This window comes from Nocardioides secundeburneus, assembly GCF_039939255.1.
Classification (GTDB): domain Bacteria; phylum Actinomycetota; class Actinomycetes; order Propionibacteriales; family Nocardioidaceae; genus Nocardioides.
The window spans coordinates 18,958-37,416 of the sequence record NZ_JBDUUE010000001.1; the positions used below are offsets into that span (position 1 = coordinate 18,958).

Genomic DNA, 18,459 nt, shown 5'->3' on the forward strand with positions numbered 1-18,459 from the left:
CGCCCGGTGCACCCGCACCGGGCGGTTCGTGCGTCAGCGGGGGGCCTGTGCGCGGATGCCGGCCATCAGCGTGTCGAGACCGAGCTCGAGCCACTGGTCGGAGGCCGCGCAGTCGGTGAGCGACTCGGCGGAGTCGACGATGTTCGGGTAGCGCTTGGGCGACAGCGCCTGGAGCGCGGCCCATCGCCCTCGGACGGCGGCGTCGCGCTCGTCGTCGCTGACCCCGACCTCGAGGCCGGGCTCGTCGGCGACGATGCAGGCCATGGTGATCAGGGCGTAGACGCCGACCTGCGCAGCCCGATCGACCGAGAACCCGCCGCGGCGCAGGAGGCCCAGGATGCGCTCGGAGACGTCGCGGCCGGGGTCGTTGCCCAGGATGCGGCTCTTGACGACGAGCGCGACGGCCGGGTGCCGGGCGAGTGCCGCCAGCAGCGCGTCGAACACCTGGCGCAGCTGCTCGGCCCAGTCGCCGTCGGGGTCGTCGGCCGGGAGCGTCACTTCGGCGAACAGGTGCTCGGCGAGGCCGTCGAGCAGCGCGTCCTTGTCCTTGAAGTGCCAGTACAGCGCCATCGGCGTGACGCCGAGACCGGTGGCCAGGCGCCGGATGGTGAGCGCCTCGATGCCTTCGGCGTCGGCGAGGGCGAGCGCGGCCCGGGCGACGGCGGCGCGGCTGAGCCGCTCCTTCGCGGGCGTCCTGGTGGCGGTCTTGGCGGCGGTCCTGGTCGGCACGTTGACAACTATACGCCGTACATGCGACCTTGACGACGTCAATGTACGCCGTACAGGTTCGGCGTACAGGAATGCTCGAGAAGGAGAAGGACGATGCGGAGAAGTCCGTGGGCCACGCTGGTCGTGCTGGCCCTGGCCCAGTTCATGGTGGTGCTCGACGTGACGATCGTGAACGTCGCGCTGCCCGAGATGCAGGTCGACCTGGGCTTCGGCCCCGACGACCTGCAGTGGGTGATCAGCGCCTACACGCTCGCGTTCGGCGGGTTCCTGCTGCTCGGCGGCCGCCTCGGCGACCTGCTCGGACGCCGCGCCGTGTTCGGCAGCGGCCTGGTGCTGTTCACGGCCGCCTCGCTCGCCGGCGGCCTCGCGACGTCGCAGTGGTTCCTCATCGCCGCGCGCGGCGTGCAGGGCTTCGGTGGTGCGCTCATGTCGGCGGCGGCGCTGTCGATCCTCACCGTCACCTACGCGGCCGGGCGCGAGCGCAACATCGCCCTCGGCATCTGGGGTGGGCTCGCCGGCCTCGGTGGCACGCTCGGTGTCGTCGCGGGCGGCGTGCTGGTCGACGCGGCCGGCTGGGAGTGGGTCTTCTTCGTCAACGTGCCGATCGGCGTCGCCCTGCTCGCGCTGACGCCGTCGACGGTCGCCGACAGCCGGGTGCAGACCACCGGGCCACGCTCGTTCGACGTCGGCGGCTCCGCACTGGGCACCGGCGCGGTGCTGGCGATCATCTACGGCGTCATCCGCTCCGAGCCGCTCGGCTGGGGGTCCGGCGAGGTGATCGGCTCGCTCGTCGCCGGTGCCGTGCTGCTCGTCGCGTTCGTCGTCGTGGAGTCGCGCTCGGCCGCGCCCCTCGTGCCCCTACGCCTGTTCCGGTCGCGTTCGCTCAGCCGGTCGACGCTCGTGCTCGCCCTCAACGGCGGCGCGTTCCTGGCGATGTTCTTCCTGAGCGCGATCTTCCTGCAGCAGGGCAAGGGCCTCTCGGCACTCGAGACCGGGCTGCAGTTCCTGCCGATGGGCGTCGCCGCGATCGCCGGCGCGATGCTCGCCAGCCAGCTCCTGCCGTTGCTCGGCACCCGGCCCATCCAGGTGGTCTCCGCCCTGCTCGCGGTCGGCGGACTGCTGCTGCTCACCCAGGCCTCGGCCGACGGCTCCTACGCCACCGAGCTGCTCCCCGGCTTCGTGCTCTACGGCGCCGGCATCATGGGCGTCGGCGTGCCGGCGCAGATCAGCGCGCTGTCCGACGTCGGCCACGCCGACGCCGGAGCCGCCTCGGGCATCATCAACACCGGCTACCAGGTGGGCGGCGCGCTCGGCCTCGCCGTCATCTCCAGCCTGGCCACCGCGGCGACCACCTCGTCGCTCGCCGACGGTGCCGCACCGATCGACGCCCTCGTCGAGGGCTACCAGCGCGGCCTGCTGCTGACCGCGGCGCTCGGCGCCGCCGTCCTGGTGCTGGCCGCGATGTCGCGCCAGCTGCGGCCGACCGCCGAGGACGTCGCCGAGCTGGCCGTCGCGGCCTGACGGTCACGTCTGCCCCGCCCACCACGCATACCGGCCCCGGACCAACAGGTCCGGGGCCGGTGCGGTGCGCGGGGAGGTCAGGCCGGGAACGACCCGCCGGACGACGCGAGGTCACGCAGCCACGGCGTGGGCTCGAAGCGCTCGCCGTAGAGCTTGGCGAGCTCGTCGGCGCGCAGCACGAACGCCTGCAGGCCGATCTCGCCGGTGACCGGGTGCTCGTAGCCGGTCATGAACTGCGCGGCGCCACCGGTCATCGGCGGGAAGCCGATGCCCATGATCGAGCCGATGTTGGCCGCGGCGGCCGAGGTGATGACGCCCTCCTCGAAGCACTTCGCGGTCTCGAGGGCCTCGGCGAACAGCATCCGGTCGCGCATGTCCTCGATCGGGATCTGCTTCTCCGAGGTCGGGAACAGCTCGGTCAGGCCCGGCCAGATGGTCGTGCGCTTGCCGTCGGCGTAGTCGTAGAAGCCCGCGCCCCGCAGGCGGCCGGGGCGGCCGGCCTCGAGCATCTTCGCCACGACGGCGATGCCCGGGTGCTCGACGTACGGCGTGCCGTCGCGCTCGGCGGCGTCCTTGGTCGCCTTGGCGATCTTGGCCATCAGCTCCATGTTGAGCTCGTCGGTCAGCTGCAGGACCGCGGCCGGGTAGCCGGCCGACGTCGTGGCGCGCTCGACGCTCCACGGCGCCGCGCCCTCGGCGAGCATCGCGAGGCCCTCGTTGACCATGAAGCCGATGACGCGCGAGGTGTAGAACCCGCGGCTGTCGTTGACGACGATCGGCGTCTTCCTGATCTGCTGGACGACGTCGTAGGCCTTGGCGAGCGCCTCGTCGGAGGTCTTCTCGCCCTTGATGATCTCGACCAGCGGCATCTTGTCGACCGGGCTGAAGAAGTGCAGACCGATGAAGTCGGTCGGCCGGTCGACGCCCTCGGCGAGCTCGGTGATCGGCAGCGTGCTGGTGTTCGAGCACAGCAGGGCGTCGGCGTCCACGTGCTTGGCGGCCTCGGCGAAGACCTGGTGCTTGAGCGAGGGGTCCTCGAAGACGGCCTCGATGACCAGGTCGCAGCCGGCCAGGTCGGCGTAGTCGTCGGTCGGGGTGATCCTCGCGAGGAGCTCGTCGGACTTGTCCTGGGTCAGCCGGCCGCGGCTGACGGCCTTCTCGTTGAGCCCGGCGGAGTAGGACTTGCCCTTGTCGGCCGCTTCCTGCGAGACGTCCTTGAGCACGACCTCCATGCCGGCGCGGGCACAGGAGTAGGCGATGCCGGCGCCCATCATGCCGGCGCCGAGGATGCCGACCTTGGTGGCCTTCCACGGCTCGATGCCCGACGGCCGCAGCTTGCCGGCGTTGATGGCCTGCAGGTCGAAGAAGAACGCCTGGATCATGTCCTTCGAGCCCTGGTTGACGACCAGGTTCGTCAGGTAGCGGCTCTCGATGCGCGAGGCGGTGTCGAAGTCACGGCTGGCGCCCTCGACCGCGGCGCTGAGGATGGCGCGGGCTGCCGGGTAGACGGCGCCCTTGGTCTGCTTGCGCAGCAGCGCCGGGAAGGCGGGCAGGAATCCGGCCAGCGCGGGCGACTTCGGCGAGCCACCGGGCATCTTGTAGCCGGGGGCGTCCCACGGGTTCTGGGTGGCCTCGGGGTTGGCCTTGATCCAGGCCTTGGCAGCCGGCACGAGCTCGTCGTGCGTGGCGACGAGCTCGTCGACCAGGCCCTTGTCCTTGGCCTGGGCGGCCTTGAACTGCTTGCCCTCGAGCAGGTAGGTCATCAGGCCGTCCTGCAGGCCGAACATCCGCACGATGCGGGTCACGCCGCCACCGCCGGGCAGCAGGCCGAGGCTGACCTCGGGCAGGCCGACGACCACCTTCGGGTCGTCGACGGCGATGCGGCGCTGGGCGGCGAGGGCGATCTCGAGGCCGCCGCCGAGCGCGGCGCCGTTGATGGCGGCGACGACCGGCTTGGGCAGCTTCTCGAGCCGGCGCAGCGCGGCCTTGACGCTCTCGGCGAGGGCGAAGACGTCGGCGGCGTCGTCGGGCGTGGCCTTGACCATCTCGCGCAGGTCGCCGCCGGCGAAGAAGGTCTTCTTCGCACTGGCGATGACGACGCCGGAGATGCTGTCGGCGTCGGCGGCCAGCTCGGACTCGAGGCGGTCGACGACCGCCTTCATCGAGTCGACGTAGAGCTGGTTCATCGTGTTCGCCGACTGGTTCGGGTCGTCGAGGGTGAGGGTGACGATGCCGTCGGCGTCCTTGTCGTAGCGGACGGCGGACTGGGTCTCGGTGCTCATGGGTTCCTTCGGTGTCCTGTCCGGTCTCAGACGATCTCGACGATGGTCGCGATGCCCATGCCGCCGCCGACGCAGAGCGTGGCGAGGCCGCGCTTCTGGTCGCGCCGCACGAGCTCGTCGATGAGCGTGCCGAGGATCATCGCGCCGGTGGCGCCGAGCGGGTGGCCCATGGCGATGGCGCCGCCGTTGACGTTCGTGATCTCGTGGCTGATGCCCATGTCGCGCATGAAGCGCATGGCGACGGCGGCGAAGGCCTCGTTGATCTCGAAGAGGTCGATGTCCGCGACCTCGAGGCCGGCCTTGGCGAGCGCCTTGCGGGCGGCCGGGGCGGGACCGGTGAGCATGATCGTCGGGTCGGCGCCACTGACGGCCATCGACACGATCCGGGCGCGCGGCGTCAGGCCGAGCTCGGAGCCGATCTCCTCGGTGCCGACGGCGACGAGGGCGGCGCCGTCGACGATGCCGGATGAGTTGCCGGCGTGGTGGACGTGGTCGATCTTCTCGATCCAGTGGTACTTCTCGAGCGCCACGTCGTCGAAGCCGGCGTCGGCGCCGATCTGCGCGAAGCTCGGGCGGAGGCCCGCCAGGCCCTCGGGGCTGGTGTCGGGGCGCACCGTCTCGTCGTGGTCGAGGACGACGAGGCCGTTGAGGTCGCGGACCGGCACGACGGAGTCGGCGAAGTAGCCGTTGGCCCACGCCTTGGCGGCGCGGTGGTGCGACTCGGCGGCGTAGGTGTCGACGTCGTCGCGGCTCCAGCCCTCGATCGTAGCGATGAGGTCGGCACCGATGCCCTGCGGCACGAAACCGGTCTTGAGGGCCGTGGCGGGGTCCTGCGCCCAGGCGCCGCCGTCGGAGCCCATGGGCACGTTGGACATCGACTCGACACCGCCGGCGAGGATGAGGTCCTCCATGCCACCGCGGATGCGGCCGGCGGCCTGGTTGACAGCCTCGAGGCCGGAGGCGCAGAAGCGGTTGAGCTGCACGCCGGCGACGGTCTCGGGGTAGCCCGCGGCGAGCGCGGCGGTCTTGGCGATGTCGCCACCCTGCTCGCCGAGGGGCGAGACGACGCCGAGCACGACGTCGTCGACGCGGGCCGGGTCGAGGGAGGGGTTGCGGGTCTTGACCTCGTCGAGGAGGCCGACGATCAGGTCGATCGGCTTCACCTCGTGGAGGGAGCCGGCCGCCTTGCCCTTGCCGCGCGGGGTGCGCAGGTGGTCGTACACGAATGCTTCTGCCATGACCGTCCTCACTGAGGGTTACTGGTGGGTTGCGTGTCCGCTGTGATTGTGACACCAATGCTGTCACAATGGTCAAGAGCCGGAGCCGCAGTGAGAGGCGTCACATGGAGCAGAGGACGGGCCGAGGGGCCGACGACGAGCTGATGACCCTCGACCAGCTGTGCTCGCGCGCCGACATCTCGGTGCGCAACCTGCGCTTCTACACGACCCGGGGCCTCGTGCCGCCGCCCATCCGTCGCGGCCGCTCGGGCTTCTACACCGCCGAGCACCTCGCCCGCCTCGAGCTCGTGCAGGAGCTGCAGGCCCACGGCTTCACGCTGGCCGCCATCGAGCGCTACGTCTCCGCCCTGCCCGACGACGCCGAGCCCGAGGACATCGCGCTCGCCCGCACCATGCTCGCTCCCTGGCAGGCCGACCTCCCGGTCGACATGGACCGCAGCGAGCTCGAGCAGCGCGCCGGGCGCGAGCTCTCGAGCGAGGACGTCGCCACGCTCGTCGCGCTGGGCGTCGTCCGACGGCGCGGGCAGCGGTTCCTGGTCGCCCGCACCCAGCTCGGCATCGGGGTCCAGCTGCTCGACCTCGGCTTCCCGCGCGACGTCGCCGAGGCCGCTCGCGCCGTCTACCACGACCACGGCCGCCAGATGGCCGAGGAGCTGCACCAGGTGATCGCCGAGCAGCTCGCGCCGCGCTACGGCGCCGACGAGTCCGAGCTGTTCCAGGAGGTCATGGAGCGTCTCAAGCCGCTCTCGGTGGGCGGCCTCGTGACCGCCTACGAGAAGGCGGTCGCCGACGCCGCCCGCACCGCACGCAGCGAGTGACGCCCTTCTCCCACTACGGTTGAGGTCCCGCGATGTCGCGTCCACCCGGACGCCGGCTCTCGGCGCGGGGACCCATCCGGCCAGGAGGAGACGTGCGCATCACGCCCACCCGCGGGCCGCGCCGACGACGGTTGCGCGACTCGGCGGCATCCCGCCGACGACGTCAGGTCGCCGGCATCGCCCTGCTGCTCCTCGGGGCGAGCGTGCTCGCCTTCGGCATCGTGGCCGGCCGGGCCGACCCGCCGTCCCCGGTGCCGGTCGAGCCCGACGGCCGCACCGCGGTGCCGACGACGTCGTTCTACCAGTCACCGTGGGTCCTCTACGGCCGCGTCGACGACCCCCGTCGCCCTCCCTCGATCGAGGAGGTCGGCTGCCGCGCGGTCGGCGGCCTGCAGCTGCCGACCCAGCCCGACGACCCGTCGACCTACGGCTCCCGGGTCGTCGACGACGTCCCGATCTCCGCCGTCGCGCTGCTCGGCCGCTCGGGCCAGGACGCCGCCCTGGCCTGCAGCGCCGCGGGAACCTACGGGCCCCTGTGGCTGATGCCGGCCTCGGAGGCACGCCCCTTCACGGCCACCGGCATCGCCATCGTCGGTGCGCTGCTGCTCGTGGCGGCGGCGCTCACCCACCCGTCGACCACCGAGCCGCCGCGGCGGTGGTGGCAGGCGTGGGTGCGCCGACGCACCGGCCGCAGCCGGCTCGCCGACCTGGACGCCGACCGCTAGCCGGCGCTCCGTCGGCGCAGCAGCACGACGCCCGCGCCGACCGCGAGCAGCACCAGCACCCCGACACCGAGACCGACGGCGAGGCCCGAGCCTCCGTCGTCGTCGGCAGCCGGCTCGCGCGCGGCGTCCGGCGCCGAGGAATTTTCGTCGGACGGCGCGACCGACGGTTCGTCGGCCGGCTCGGCCGCGACGAGACCACCCTCGACGGTCCAGGTGGCGCCGTCGGCGTAGACGGGCGGGTCAGCGGGCTCGCCGACGACCTCGACGGTGAGCGTGAACGGCACGACCACGGTGGCGTCGGCGCGCTGCATGCTCACCCCGACGTAGTACGAGCCGGCCATCGTGAGGTCGGCACCACCGTTGAACTGGTCGCTGCGCACACCGGTCGACGTCAGGCTCACCGGCGGTGTGGCCGTGCCGAGCGTGGCGTCGCCGGGATAGTCGAGGAAGGTCGCACCCCGCGGGTAGCCGAGCTGGGCGCCCATCGGGTCGTAGACGGCGAGGTGGGCGTTGGGCAGACGTGGCCCGAGCTCGTCGGCCGCCGCACCCGACGGCGCCTCGAGGTCGACCGAGACCTTGAGCGCCTGACCGAACGTGAGCGGCACGCGGTACATCAGCGCCTCACCGGGCACGACGTCGCTGCGCCAGGTGCCGGGCCCGATCTCGGGGGCGTTGCCGAACGACGCTCCGCCCACCACCGGCTGCGCGGCGCCCGGCGCGCGCGGGGTGGAGAGGTCGGGCGCGACGGCGCCGACGTCGAGGCCGGGGTCGTCGACCGGCGGCTCCTCCGAGACGCTGAGCCCGAGCGGCACCTCCTCCGTGGCGCCGCGGGCGCGCTCGACCGAGATCACGTAGTCGCCCGGGGCGTCGCACCCGTCGGAGCTCATCGGCCGCGACTCCGGGCCGGCGGTGACACGGGCGCTGATCACCTCGCGGACGTCGAGCGAGCGGCCCACCGAGGCGAAGTCGCACCGTCCGTCGGGGCCCTCGACCTCCATGGTCAGTCCGTCGCTCAACGTGCTCTGGCCCTGCGTGAGGGCGGCGACGCGCAGGGTGCTGCCCTCCGTCGTCCGCGTGAACACGTAGTGCTTGACCTCGCCCGGCGACCCGATGGTGTCGGTGTAGTCGCCCACCTCGACCGGCGCGGGTGCGTCGGCAGGACCGCCGACGACGGGCGTGCCGGTGAGCACGAACGGCCGGACGGCGCGCGTCGCGACCCGCTCGAGCTGCTCCTCGATCTCGCCGGCGTCGTCGGCGTCGTAGTAGGTGCCGTTGCCGCGGTCGGCGATGCACTCGAGCTGGTCGCGCGCCGCGCCGGAGACCGAGAGCCCGACGACGTCGATCTGCAGGTCGATGCCCTGCTCGACCAGCTCGGCCGCCACCTCGCACGGGTCGGGCTCGCAGGTGGACTCCCCGTCGGAGACCAGCACGATCGAGCGGGCCCCCTCGCCGCCGAGGTCCTTCGCGGCCTGGCGCAGCGCGAACGGGATCGGGGTCTCGCCGTAGGGCTCGTAGTCGCCGACGGCGGCCTCGAGCGCCGGGCGGTTGTCGGTGCCGGGCGGCACGACGACCTGGCTGTCCTCGCACGAGCCGGGGTCGTCGCGCGAGAAGACCTTCGCCCCGAAGACGCGGAGCCCGACACTCGCCTCGTCCGGCAGCGAGCCGACGACGCCCTGGAGCGCCTGGCGCGCGGCGGCGATCTTCGTCTGCCCTCCGCCGGCCGGCTCGGCCATCGAGCCCGACGAGTCGAGCAGCAGCATCATCCGGCCGTAGTCCTCGGGCGCGGCCGCGACGGGCTCGGCCCGCGCCGGGGCGGGCGCGGCGACGAGGGCCGCCAGCAGGGCCGCGAGGACGACGGGGCGATGGATGGGCATGCGAGCAGGTCCTGTCTGTCGAGGTGACGGAGACCTGCGGTGCGGGGCCCCGAGCTGGCTCCACGTGCAGCGTAGTGGCGGGCCCTGGGTCCCGGCTTGGGCCCCAGGGCCCGCCCTGGCGAGCCCGTCGCTGCCTAGCGTCGCGAGGGTGCTCACCTCTCGGAACCGTGGCGAACGAGGCTTCGCGACGACGTCGTACGTGGGGGCGATCCTGGTCGCCAGCCTGCTCGCCGTCGCCGTCACCTCGCAGTACGCACCGGCAGCACAGCGGCTGGCCCGGGCGTTCGTCTGCGCCATCGAGTCGGTGGTGGCCCAGGGCACGGGCGGCACCGCCTACTGCCGCGACGACGAGGGCGACGGCCCGAACGACGGCGGCGGACCGACCCCGACCGACCCCGACCAGCCACCGATCGACCCCGACAACCCGGACAACCCGGAGTGCAAGGACGCGATCCCGACGTCCGGCGAGCTCGACGTCGACGCGCCGACGCTGGTGCAGGTCGGCTGCAAGGTGCTGTACGTGCCCGAGGGCTGCGAGGAGGAGTGGGAGGCCTACGTCGACGCGACGATCGGCGACGACCGCGCCGATGCCGCCGGCCCGCTCGCCGAGTGCGTGCGCGAGCGGTACGAGACGATGGAACCGCCCTGCATCACCAGCCAGACCTCCGAGGTCAGCAAGTCCGAGCTGCAGATCCTGTTCATCAAGATCAGCAACAGCGACGGCTTCGTGGTCGAGAAGCTGGGTGACGGCCGCGTGCGCGCCCACCTGCTCAAGGGCGCCGAGGTCGGCGGCGGCGTCTCCGGCACGCTGTCGAACATCAGCTTCGACCTCGCCGGCGTCACCGGCTACGAGAACGACAAGACCTACGAGTTCGAGAACATGGAGTCGGCGCAGGCCTGGCTCGACTGGTACAAGAAGGTCCGCCTGAACTCCGAGCTGATCGGCCCGTGGGGGCCACCGGTCATCCCGTGCCCCAACTGTCCGCCCAGCCAGAACGCCCAGAACGAGCGGATGAAGGCTGCCCAGCGCCTGCAGGAGCTGAAGAAGAACGAGCCTCCGCACCACATCCTCTCCGAGGCCACCACCAAGACCTCGAAGATCACGCTCAAGGGCGGCTACAGCTTCCCGATCACGAAGGGAGGCGACAACGGCGGGGCGCAGGGCGCCGCGACGCCGTCCATCGAGGGCAACTACACCGGCGAGACGCAGGTCGAGCAGCGGGTCGGCACCGACGGCAGCCGCGTCGTCACAGCCAAGTCGAGCGACGCCGGCGGCTTCCTCCTCGGCCTCAAGCTCGGCGGCAAGGGCCTCGGCAAGAAGGACGACAAGGGCAAACAGGAGGGCGGTGGCGCCGGCGGCGGCTTCCAGTTCGGCGCCGACTGGCAGGGCAGCACCGCGACCACCGTCGCCTGGAACCCCGAGGGCGAGCTCTCGAAGGTCATCTTCACCATGGACGACCAGGTGATGAAGACGCTCGCCAAGGCCGGTATCGACGTCTCCGTCATGCTCCCCCGGGGTTTCGGTGCCTCGTTCACCTACTCGCAGGAGCAGAAGGAGGGCAAGTCGAACGTCACCGAGATGATCCTCGACTTCGAGCAGCACCCGGAGCTTCGCGAGACACTGGGTCCGGTGATCGACGAGCTGTTCCCGCGCAACGACGAGGGCGAGCTCGAGGGCGGCAACATCGACATCGGCTTCGACGACACCGGCGCCCAGGAGACCCTGCAGGACGCCGTCGACGAGAACTCCAACGTGCGTCGCCTCGAGTACGACATCGACGAGGAGACCACGTCGTTCGGTACCAGCATCGACCTCATGGGCATCGACCTGTTCAAGGCCTCGTTCACCGAGGTCGAGACGGTGAAGGAGCTGAACGGTTCCGAGCTGGAGATCACCGACGTCAACGGCGACACCCAGGTCGTCACCCCGGCCCCGAAGTGCAAGGACGAGGCCTTCGTCGCCCCGGACGGGTACTGGCAGACCGGCTGGAGCGACCCGCCGACGCCGTCCCCGGTGCCGTAGGGCGTGCCTCGCCGATCGAGCGGACCTCCGCTGATCGAGCCGGGCGAGGCGGCTCGACCACCGGCGGACGGCTCAGCCGCCGGCGGCGAGCAGCACCACGACGCCGGCCGCGAGCACCATCGACGGACCGAAGGGGAAGGTGGCCTTGCGGCCCTCGCCGCTGCGCCAGGCGACCACGAGCCCGACGACGAGGCCGACGACGAACGAGCCCAGGAAAGCGACGGCCGCCGCACCAGCCGAGATCCAGCCGGTGAGCAGGCCGAGGGTGACGGCGAGCTTGGCGTCGCCCAGGCCGAGGCCGTCGGGGTTCGCGACGACGAAGACCAGGTGCACGAAGCCGTTGGCCAGGCCGCAGGCGAGCGCCGTCCACCACGGCTCCCACCCGGCGCCGGTGCTCCCGGAGCACCACGCGAGCAGGGCCGCCGTCACCGGGACGGCGGGCAGGGTCCACCGGTCGGGCAGGCGACGGACGTCGACGTCGATGGCCGCGAGACCGACCATCCACACCAGTGCCGCCCCGAACGTGACCAGCAGCGCGACGTGGTCGCCGACGCGCCAGCCGAGCAGGGCACCGGCGACGACGAGCACCACCGGCACCCAGGACGTCGTCCGGCCCGGCCGGTCGCGCTCGTCGTCGTAGCGGTAACGCTCGAGCCGCAGCCAGCGGTCGAGCGCGAGACCCGCCGCCCCGCACGCGGCGGCGGCACCGGCGATCGCGACGGCGTCGCTCATGCGGGGTCACCGATCGCGAGCACCGACCCGGCCCGCACTCCCCACGCGGACATCGAGCCGGCCGCCGCCTCGATGGTCGCGCTCGCGCGCAGCCGGAACCGGGTCATGCCGGTCCACGGGCGCAGGGTGGCGACGCGCAGCACGGTGCCGTCGCGGTCGACGACGGCGACGTCGATCGGGTAGCGCATGCCGACCATGTGCACCGACGGGCACCGGGTGATCCACAGCGCGCCGTCGACGCCCGTGGTGCCCAGCAGGCCGCGCCGTCGCGATCGCGCGGTCTCGGCGACCACCAGCGGCGCCACCGGGCGGCCGTCGCACAGCAGCACCCGCGCGCCCGGCCCGAACCGGCGCCCGCGGCTCACGGCAGGCGTCGCGGACGTCGCGGACGTCGCGGGGTGCCGGTAGCCTCCGCGGCACCGGTCGACGTCTCGGAAGGACCCATGCAGACCCGTCTCGTGGTGCGGCTCGTGCTCACCCTGACCCTCGGTGCCGTCGTGGCCTGGATGGCGGCCGTGCTGGTCACGCTACCCGCGGCGAGCCCGTCGGCGACGGTCGTGCTGCGCACCCTGCTGTGCCTGCTGGTGCTGACGTTGCTCACCCGGATCGTCATGCGCGGAGCGTACGACGACGACGCCGCCGGACGGGGCGTCCTCCCCCACCTGGCCCTCGCGGGCGTGCTCGCCTACGCCGCCTTCCCGGCCACCTGGGTCGGCCGCGCGCTCGTCGGCCAGCTCGTCGTCGACCCGGGCCCGGCCACCGTGGCGATCGACCTGGTGCTCTGGGTGGGGGTCGTGCTCGTGGCCGGGCTGACCACCGACCTCCGCGAGCGTCGTCCGGAGCGGGCGCCGTACAGCCTCGAGGCGGGCGAATAGGGCCCTCGGGCCTACGGACCGGCCCGGCCTCCGGGGTTGGGTGGGTACGACAGGTTCCCGGAGTCTGCAGCGGGGCTCGGCCTGCACGAGAGGCACGACATGGACGACGACGTCTCGCGGGGCCGCCCGGGCCGCGAGTCGGGTGCGGCGACGCTCGAGACGGTCGGCATGGCCCTCGTCGCGGCCACGCTCGCGACCGGCGTCGTCGTCGCCACGGTGCCCGCGGCCGACGCGATGAGCCGGACGCTCTCGACCCGGGTGTGCCAGGTCGTCACGCTCGGCCAGGGCGGGTGCACCACCCCGGCGCCGTCCCGCTCCGCCCGCTCCGTCGACGAGGCGTGCGTCGCCTCCCCCGGCGGCAACGAGCGGGTCGACGCGGCCGAGGCCACCACCTTCTCCACCGCCGAGGGACGCCGGGTGGCCGTGCAGCGCTCGACCACCGGCCAGCACCGGGTCCGGGTCGGCGACGACCGGACGGACCGGGTCGACCTCGGCGGCGGCCTCACGCTGTCTCCGACGACGGGCACGGTCGAGGTGCCGGGCGGCGAGGTCTACCTGGTCGACGGGTCCGACCTGCCCGACCTCGTCGACACGCTCGTGCAGGACCACGTGAAGGACGTCGTCGCGGGCGGCTCCGGGCCCATGCGGTGGCTCACCGACGGCGCCTCGCGGCTCGTCGACGGCGAGCTGCCCGAGCCCGACGAGGTCGTCGCCGAGGGCGACGTGTCGCTCAACGCCAGCGACGAGGCGACCGGACCGATCCCCCGCGGCGACGACGGCACGCAGGCCCGCGTGCTGGCCACCCGCACCGCCGCCGACGGCTCGGCCACGATCTTCCTCTCCGCGCTCCTCGACGGCGACGCACTCGGTCTCGACGCCGACGAGGTGCCCGTCATGACCTCGCTCGACCTCGACCCCGAGGGCAACGTGGTCCGGCTCGCCGCGACCGCGTCGTCCGGCGAGGCTGACGGCGACGGCGTCACGGTGCACCAGCTGAGCCTGCCGACCGACACCGACGCCGGGCGCGCCGTCGCGGCCCGGTTCCTCTCCGCGCAGGGTCGTCCTCTGCCGACGGGCTGGACGCCGCCCGACCCGGACGACGCCACCACGCTCGCCGCCGACCCCCTGGCCGAGCTCGTGCTCGCCGCGCGCGAGGGCGGCGCCGTGACCGAGCAGACCTACGGCCGCCCCACCCGGCCGGACACCGTGCCCGACGAGATCGGGCTCGACGAGAGCGGCGCTGTCGACGTCGTGCGGGTGCCCGTCGACGACGCCCGCCGGTGGAGCGGCGGCGGGTGGGCGGACTGGTCGCCGTGCGACTGAGGGCCGGCGTGGTCGCCGCCACGGTCGCCGCCGCGCTGGGCCTCGGCGGCTGTGGCAGCGCCACCGACACGACGCCGTCCGACGACGCCGACGACCCCTACCGGCCCACCGGGACGCCGTCCGCCACCGTCGCGATGGGCGAGGGCCCGGCCGCCTACTCCGAGGTCGAGGGGAGCGGTTTCACCATCAGCGCCCCCGGCGAGTTCCAGCAACAGCGCACCACGAGCCGCAACGGCGAGCCGATGCTCGTGCTCGAGACGCCGTCACGCGTGACCGCGGTGCCGCAGCGGGTCGTCGTCATCCGCGACACCGCACCACGAGCGCCGGCCACGCAGCAGTCGTTCGCCCTCGAGACGCTCAAGTCGTCGTCCGGCACCAGTCGCGAGGTGCACCGCACCTCGGTGCCCGGGCTGGTCGACGAGCTGCCGCCGGCCATCCTGGTCTCCTGGCGCGAGCGGCGGGCGGGCGCCGGGGCGTCGACCGTCGAGGTCACCTACTGGCAGCTGTTCCAGCAGGTCGGCGACGACCTCATCCTCAACGTCGTGGCGCTCGCCCCGACGGCCGAGTTCGAGACCTCCGAGGTGAGCCGCATCCTGCGCACCTTCGTGCCCGACACGGACGGCTGACCGCGCGGGCTCGTCGGAGGCGCTCCACCCGGTCGGGCCTGGACCGGCTTCGTAGGCTGGACCCGAGGTGATCCCATGACCGACGACCAGCCCCGGCCCACGTCGCAGCGCGACTCCCGCACCGGCCGCTCGGCCGCCGCAGCCCGCATCCAGCAGCAGAACCGCTGGGTCGAGGAGCAGCTCCGGGTCGCGATGGAGCGCGGCGACTTCGACGACCTTCCCGGCGCCGGCAAGCCGATCGAGGGGCTCGGCGAGAGCCACGACCCCGACTGGTGGCTGAAGAAGCTCGTCGAGCGCGAGCGGATCGCCGTCCTGCCGCTCACGGTGCAGCTGCGCAAGGAGGACGCCGAGCTCGACGACCGCCTCGACCGGATCGCCTACGAGGCCGAGGTGCGGCGCGTGCTCACCGACTTCAACGAGCGCGTCGTCGCGGCCCGCTACCGCTCCCCCGAGGGCCCGCCGCTGATCACCATGCCGCGCGACGTCGACGCCACCGTGGCGGCGTGGGCCGAGCGGCGCGCGGCCCGCCGGGCCGAGCGCGCCGCCGCCGCACCCCCGCCGGAGCCACCACGACGGTGGTGGCGGCGCAAGCGCTCGTGACGTCGTCCGGGGAGAGATCGGTCATAGAGCCGGCGCGTTAACGACTGCTAACTTGCGCGGCATGCCCGCCTCGCAGAGCGCCAAGGACTTCTTCCGACCTCTCGCGGTCGGGGCCCCCGAGCCGCTGACCTCGATCCCGTTCCGCCCCAGCCGGGCGATCCACTTCTTCGACCCGAGCAACCCGAAGATGGCGGCGAAGGTCCCCGACATGGTCGGCACCGTCGACGTGCTGCTCGGCAACCTCGAGGACGCCGTCAAGGCCGACAACAAGGAGGCCGCCCGGGCGGGGCTCGTGCAGATCGCGAAGGACACCGCCGACCTCGGGCACGGCGGGCCGACCCAGCTCTGGACCCGGATCAACAGCCTCGACAGCCCGTGGGCGCTCGACGACCTGACCACGCTCGTCACCGAGATCGGCGACAAGCTCGACGTGATCATGGTGCCGAAGGTGCAGGGCGCCGAGGACATCCACTACGTCGACCGGCTGCTCGCCCAGCTCGAGGCCAAGGCCGGGCTGACCCGTCCGATCCTCGTGCACGCGATCCTCGAGACCGCGCGCGGCATGGCCAACGTCGAGGAGATCTGCGGCGCCTCGCCCCGCATGCAGGGCCTCTCGCTCGGCCCGGCCGACCTCGCGGCCGACCGCCGCATGAAGACCACCCGCGTGGGCGGCGGCCACCCCGGCTACCTGGTGCGCCAGGACCCGAACCCCGACCAGCCCGACGCCGTCCGCCCGACCTACCAGCAGGACCTGTGGCACTACACGATCGCCCGCATGGTCGACGCGTGCGCGATGCACGGCATCTACCCCTACTACGGCCCGTTCGGCGACATCACCGACGTGACCGCCTGCGAGGACCAGTTCCGCAACGCGTTCCTGCTCGGCTGCGTCGGCACGTGGAGCCTGCACCCCAAGCAGATCGCCATCGCCAACCGGGTCTTCTCGCCCTCGGTCGAGGACGTCGCGCACGCCCGTCGCGTGGTCGCGGCCATGGGCGACGGCACCGGCGCGGTGATGCTCGACGGCAAGATGGAGGACGACGCCTCGCTCAAGCAGTGCCTGGTGATGGTCTCCCTCGCCGAGCAGCTCTCGCAGATCGACCCCGAGCTCAAGGCCGCCTACGACGCGATCTCCGTGGAGGACTGACATGAGCGACTTCACCCCGCTGCGCTCGGTGCTCTACATGCCGAGCTCGAACGCCAAGGCGCTCGAGAAGGCCAAGACGCTGCCGGTCGACGGCGTCATCCTCGACCTCGAGGACGCCGTCGCGCCCGACGCCAAGCCCGCCGCGCGCGAGGCCGCCGCGGCCGCCGTCGCCTCGGGCGAGTACGGACGCCGCACGATGACGATCCGCGCCAACGGCATCGGCACCGAGTGGCACGACGCCGACATCGCCGCCGCCTCCGCCGCCGGACCCGACGCGATCGTCGTCCCGAAGGTGAACAGCGCCGACGAGGTGCACCGGCTGGTCGAGGCCATGGAGAAGGCCGGCGCGCCCGACCACACCAAGCTCTGGGCGATGATCGAGACGCCGGTGGCGATCCTCGACGCCCTGTCGATCGCCCGCGCCTCCGAGCGCCTGACCGTGCTGGTCATGGGCACCAACGACCTCGTCAAGGAGCTCTACGCCGAGCACGTGCCGGGCCGCGCGCCGATCCTGCCGTCGCTGCACACCGCGCTGCTCGCGGCCCGCGCCGCCGGCATCTCGATCGTCGACGGCGTCTACAACGACGTGAAGGACACCGACGGCTTCCTCGCCGAGTGCGAGCAGGGGCGGCAGATGGGCTTCGACGGCAAGACCCTCATCCACCCCGGCCAGGTCGAGGGCGCCAACCGCGCCTTCGCGCCGTCGGCGGCGGCGGTCGACGACGCCCGTGGGCTCATCGAGGCCTTCGAGGCCGGCCAGGGCTCGGGCGTCGTCACCTACCACGGCCGCATGGTCGAGAACCTGCACGTCGAGTCGGCCCGGCGCACCCTGTCGATCGCCGAGGCGATCGCGGCGCTCGAGGGCTGAGCGGACGCCGGGCTCCGGCCGGCCGGCGGCGTCGGTCGCCGGGCGCGGGTCGTGTGCCTGTGAACGGTCTCCTCGCCGTGGTGAGGCTCACGACCCCTTCGCCCGCCCGACCCGCCCGACCCGCCCGGTCCGCCCGATCACCGCGCGAGCCGTCACCCCCAGAGCTCGCGCACCTCGTCGACGTGGGCCCGCGCCTGCGCCAGACCGGCCCGCGCCGAGGGCGGTCGCGCGGCCGGGTCGAGCACGTTCTTGCCGATCGCGGCGAGCGCGCCCTCGTCGGGCGTGATCACCAGGTGCCGGACGCCGAGCGCCTCCAGCTGCTGGCGGGCGCTGCGGATCGGGCCGATGGAGCGGTCGCCCGGCGAGAGCACGACGACCGGGTCGAAGCCGGCGGCGAGGTCGGCGTTGGCACCCGAGCGGGCGCCGCCGTCGATGAAGACCCGGTCGCCGATCGGGATCGGCGGGTAGACGCACGGCACCGCACACGACGCGTTGACGGCATCCTCGAGCGACACGTCGGGCTCGTCGCCGTGGGGACCGAACGCGGCGAGCTCGCCGGTGCGCGCGTCGACGGCGGTGACGACGAGGTCGCGCTCGTTCCAGGTGAGGCCGTGGATGCGCTGGTCGACCTGCTCGTAGCGCTCGGCGACGGCGGGCACCTTGCCGCGCCGGGCCAGCGCGATCGACTGTGCGCCGACGCCGCGGCCGAACCGCTCGACGTCGCCGCGCGCCGTGAGCAGCGAGGCCCCGAACCGCAGCAGCACCGTCGGGGCGATGGCGGCCAGCGGTGCCGTGTCGCCGAGCTCGGCCGGCGAGAGGAGCTGTCGGCGGTAGAGCTCGGGCAGCCCGATGTCGGAGGTGATCTGCGCGCCGACGATGGATCCGGCCGAGGTGCCGACGACCCGGTCGGCCGTCGTGAGGTCGACGCCCGCCTCGGCGAGGCCGTGCAGGAGACCGGTCTCCCACGCGATGCCGGTGATGCCGCCACCACCGAGGACCAGTGCTCGCTTCGTCGCTCCGCTCACGGTGCTCAGTGTGCCCGGCCGCCCGGTGCCTGGCCGCCGGCGGCCTCACCCCA

17 protein-coding genes are annotated in these 18,459 nt (G+C 73.0%); 10 read left to right on the plus strand and 7 right to left on the minus strand.

The genetic code is table 11. The features are described from left to right. Positions 1-33: 33 nt before the first annotated feature. Positions 34-729 (minus strand): TetR/AcrR family transcriptional regulator C-terminal domain-containing protein, encoded by a 696-nt coding sequence (locus ABFT23_RS00085; protein ID WP_347891660.1) that lies wholly within the window; start codon positions 727-729, stop codon positions 34-36. Between the two features lie 93 nt (positions 730-822). Between ABFT23_RS00085 and ABFT23_RS00090 the strand changes: the two genes are divergently transcribed. Beyond that, a complete protein-coding gene (locus tag ABFT23_RS00090; RefSeq protein WP_347891661.1) occupies positions 823-2,250 on the plus strand; it encodes an MFS transporter in 1,428 nt (475 codons plus the stop codon). Between the two features lie 77 nt (positions 2,251-2,327). On the opposite strand, the gene ABFT23_RS00095 is transcribed toward ABFT23_RS00090, so the two are convergent. Both ABFT23_RS00095 and ABFT23_RS00100 read right to left on the minus strand, forming a co-directional pair. Then, positions 2,328-4,532 carry a 3-hydroxyacyl-CoA dehydrogenase NAD-binding domain-containing protein gene (locus ABFT23_RS00095; protein ID WP_347891662.1) on the minus strand — a complete coding sequence of 735 codons (2,205 nt, stop codon included), beginning with the start codon at positions 4,530-4,532 and terminating at the stop codon, positions 2,328-2,330. 26 nt (positions 4,533-4,558) lie between these two features. Beyond that, a complete protein-coding gene (locus tag ABFT23_RS00100; protein WP_347891663.1) occupies positions 4,559-5,770 on the minus strand; it encodes an acetyl-CoA C-acetyltransferase in 1,212 nt (403 codons plus the stop codon). A 104-nt stretch (positions 5,771-5,874) separates the two neighbouring features. On the opposite strand from ABFT23_RS00100, the gene ABFT23_RS00105 reads away from it, so the two are divergent. Further along, entirely contained in the window at positions 5,875-6,588 is a 714-nt protein-coding gene (locus ABFT23_RS00105; RefSeq protein ID WP_347891665.1) for a MerR family transcriptional regulator, read from the plus strand. Positions 6,589-6,680: 92 nt separating this feature from the next. Next, entirely contained in the window at positions 6,681-7,313 is a 633-nt protein-coding gene (locus tag ABFT23_RS00110) for a hypothetical protein (RefSeq protein WP_347891666.1), read from the plus strand. Here the strand turns inward: ABFT23_RS00110 and ABFT23_RS00115 are convergent. Continuing rightward, complete coding sequence (locus tag ABFT23_RS00115; protein WP_347891668.1) at positions 7,310-9,187, minus strand: vWA domain-containing protein; 1,878 nt, start codon at positions 9,185-9,187, stop codon at positions 7,310-7,312. The two genes, ABFT23_RS00110 and ABFT23_RS00115, sit on opposite strands and share 4 nt — an antisense overlap. Positions 9,188-9,335: 148 nt before the next feature. Here ABFT23_RS00115 and ABFT23_RS00120 point away from each other — a divergent pair, with 148 nt between their 5' ends. Next, positions 9,336-11,210, plus strand: coding sequence for a hypothetical protein (locus ABFT23_RS00120; RefSeq protein ID WP_347891669.1), 1,875 nt, complete (start codon positions 9,336-9,338; stop codon positions 11,208-11,210). 72 nt (positions 11,211-11,282) lie between these two features. Here ABFT23_RS00120 and ABFT23_RS00125 read toward each other — a convergent pair whose 3' ends face one another. Then, positions 11,283-11,942 (minus strand): A24 family peptidase, encoded by a 660-nt coding sequence (locus ABFT23_RS00125; RefSeq protein ID WP_347891670.1) that lies wholly within the window; start codon positions 11,940-11,942, stop codon positions 11,283-11,285. Next, positions 11,939-12,307 (minus strand): DUF192 domain-containing protein, encoded by a 369-nt coding sequence (locus tag ABFT23_RS00130; RefSeq protein WP_347891672.1) that lies wholly within the window; start codon positions 12,305-12,307, stop codon positions 11,939-11,941. Before ABFT23_RS00130 ends, ABFT23_RS00125 begins: the two co-directional genes overlap by 4 nt. A 78-nt stretch (positions 12,308-12,385) precedes the next feature. On the opposite strand from ABFT23_RS00130, the gene ABFT23_RS00135 reads away from it, so the two are divergent. The 6 genes from ABFT23_RS00135 (at position 12,386) to ABFT23_RS00160 (ending at position 17,381) form a co-directional block, all read left to right on the plus strand. Next, positions 12,386-12,817 carry a hypothetical protein gene (locus tag ABFT23_RS00135; RefSeq protein ID WP_347891673.1) on the plus strand — a complete coding sequence of 144 codons (432 nt, stop codon included), beginning with the start codon at positions 12,386-12,388 and terminating at the stop codon, positions 12,815-12,817. Between the two features lie 99 nt (positions 12,818-12,916). Continuing rightward, on the plus strand, positions 12,917-14,140 hold the full coding sequence (locus ABFT23_RS00140) for a hypothetical protein (protein ID WP_347891675.1): 1,224 nt from the start codon (positions 12,917-12,919) through the stop codon (positions 14,138-14,140). Further along, positions 14,131-14,766: a hypothetical protein gene (locus ABFT23_RS00145; RefSeq protein WP_347891676.1), complete on the plus strand. Its 636-nt coding sequence runs from the start codon at positions 14,131-14,133 to the stop codon at positions 14,764-14,766. The genes ABFT23_RS00140 and ABFT23_RS00145 overlap by 10 nt, the downstream gene beginning before the upstream one ends. Before the next feature lie 75 nt (positions 14,767-14,841). Beyond that, complete coding sequence (locus ABFT23_RS00150; RefSeq protein WP_347891678.1) at positions 14,842-15,366, plus strand: DnaJ family domain-containing protein; 525 nt, start codon at positions 14,842-14,844, stop codon at positions 15,364-15,366. A gap of 61 nt (positions 15,367-15,427) precedes the next feature. Continuing rightward, positions 15,428-16,513 (plus strand): HpcH/HpaI aldolase/citrate lyase family protein, encoded by a 1,086-nt coding sequence (locus ABFT23_RS00155; RefSeq protein WP_347891679.1) that lies wholly within the window; start codon positions 15,428-15,430, stop codon positions 16,511-16,513. A 1-nt stretch (position 16,514) separates the two neighbouring features. Further along, positions 16,515-17,381: an HpcH/HpaI aldolase/citrate lyase family protein gene (locus tag ABFT23_RS00160; protein WP_347891681.1), complete on the plus strand. Its 867-nt coding sequence runs from the start codon at positions 16,515-16,517 to the stop codon at positions 17,379-17,381. Between the two features lie 152 nt (positions 17,382-17,533). Here the strand turns inward: ABFT23_RS00160 and ABFT23_RS00165 are convergent, their stop codons facing one another. Then, entirely contained in the window at positions 17,534-18,406 is an 873-nt protein-coding gene (locus ABFT23_RS00165; RefSeq protein WP_347891683.1) for a patatin-like phospholipase family protein, read from the minus strand. Positions 18,407-18,459: the final 53 nt, after the last annotated feature.

What these genes read in the sequence shown, in the direction of transcription:
- ABFT23_RS00155 (WP_347891679.1), top strand. Translation starts at nt 15,428, where the DNA reads ATGCCCGCCTCGCAGAGCGCCAAGGACTTCTTCCGACCTCTCGCGGTC.
- ABFT23_RS00125 (WP_347891670.1), bottom strand. Translation starts at nt 11,942, where the DNA reads ATGAGCGACGCCGTCGCGATCGCCGGTGCCGCCGCCGCGTGCGGGGCG.
- ABFT23_RS00140 (WP_347891675.1), top strand. Translation starts at nt 12,917, where the DNA reads ATGGACGACGACGTCTCGCGGGGCCGCCCGGGCCGCGAGTCGGGTGCG.
- ABFT23_RS00100 (WP_347891663.1), bottom strand. Translation starts at nt 5,770, where the DNA reads ATGGCAGAAGCATTCGTGTACGACCACCTGCGCACCCCGCGCGGCAAG.
- ABFT23_RS00150 (WP_347891678.1), top strand. Translation starts at nt 14,842, where the DNA reads ATGACCGACGACCAGCCCCGGCCCACGTCGCAGCGCGACTCCCGCACC.
- ABFT23_RS00160 (WP_347891681.1), top strand. Translation starts at nt 16,515, where the DNA reads ATGAGCGACTTCACCCCGCTGCGCTCGGTGCTCTACATGCCGAGCTCG.
- ABFT23_RS00135 (WP_347891673.1), top strand. Translation starts at nt 12,386, where the DNA reads ATGCAGACCCGTCTCGTGGTGCGGCTCGTGCTCACCCTGACCCTCGGT.
- ABFT23_RS00105 (WP_347891665.1), top strand. Translation starts at nt 5,875, where the DNA reads ATGGAGCAGAGGACGGGCCGAGGGGCCGACGACGAGCTGATGACCCTC.
- ABFT23_RS00090 (WP_347891661.1), top strand. Translation starts at nt 823, where the DNA reads ATGCGGAGAAGTCCGTGGGCCACGCTGGTCGTGCTGGCCCTGGCCCAG.
- ABFT23_RS00115 (WP_347891668.1), bottom strand. Translation starts at nt 9,187, where the DNA reads ATGCCCATCCATCGCCCCGTCGTCCTCGCGGCCCTGCTGGCGGCCCTC.
- ABFT23_RS00095 (WP_347891662.1), bottom strand. Translation starts at nt 4,532, where the DNA reads ATGAGCACCGAGACCCAGTCCGCCGTCCGCTACGACAAGGACGCCGAC.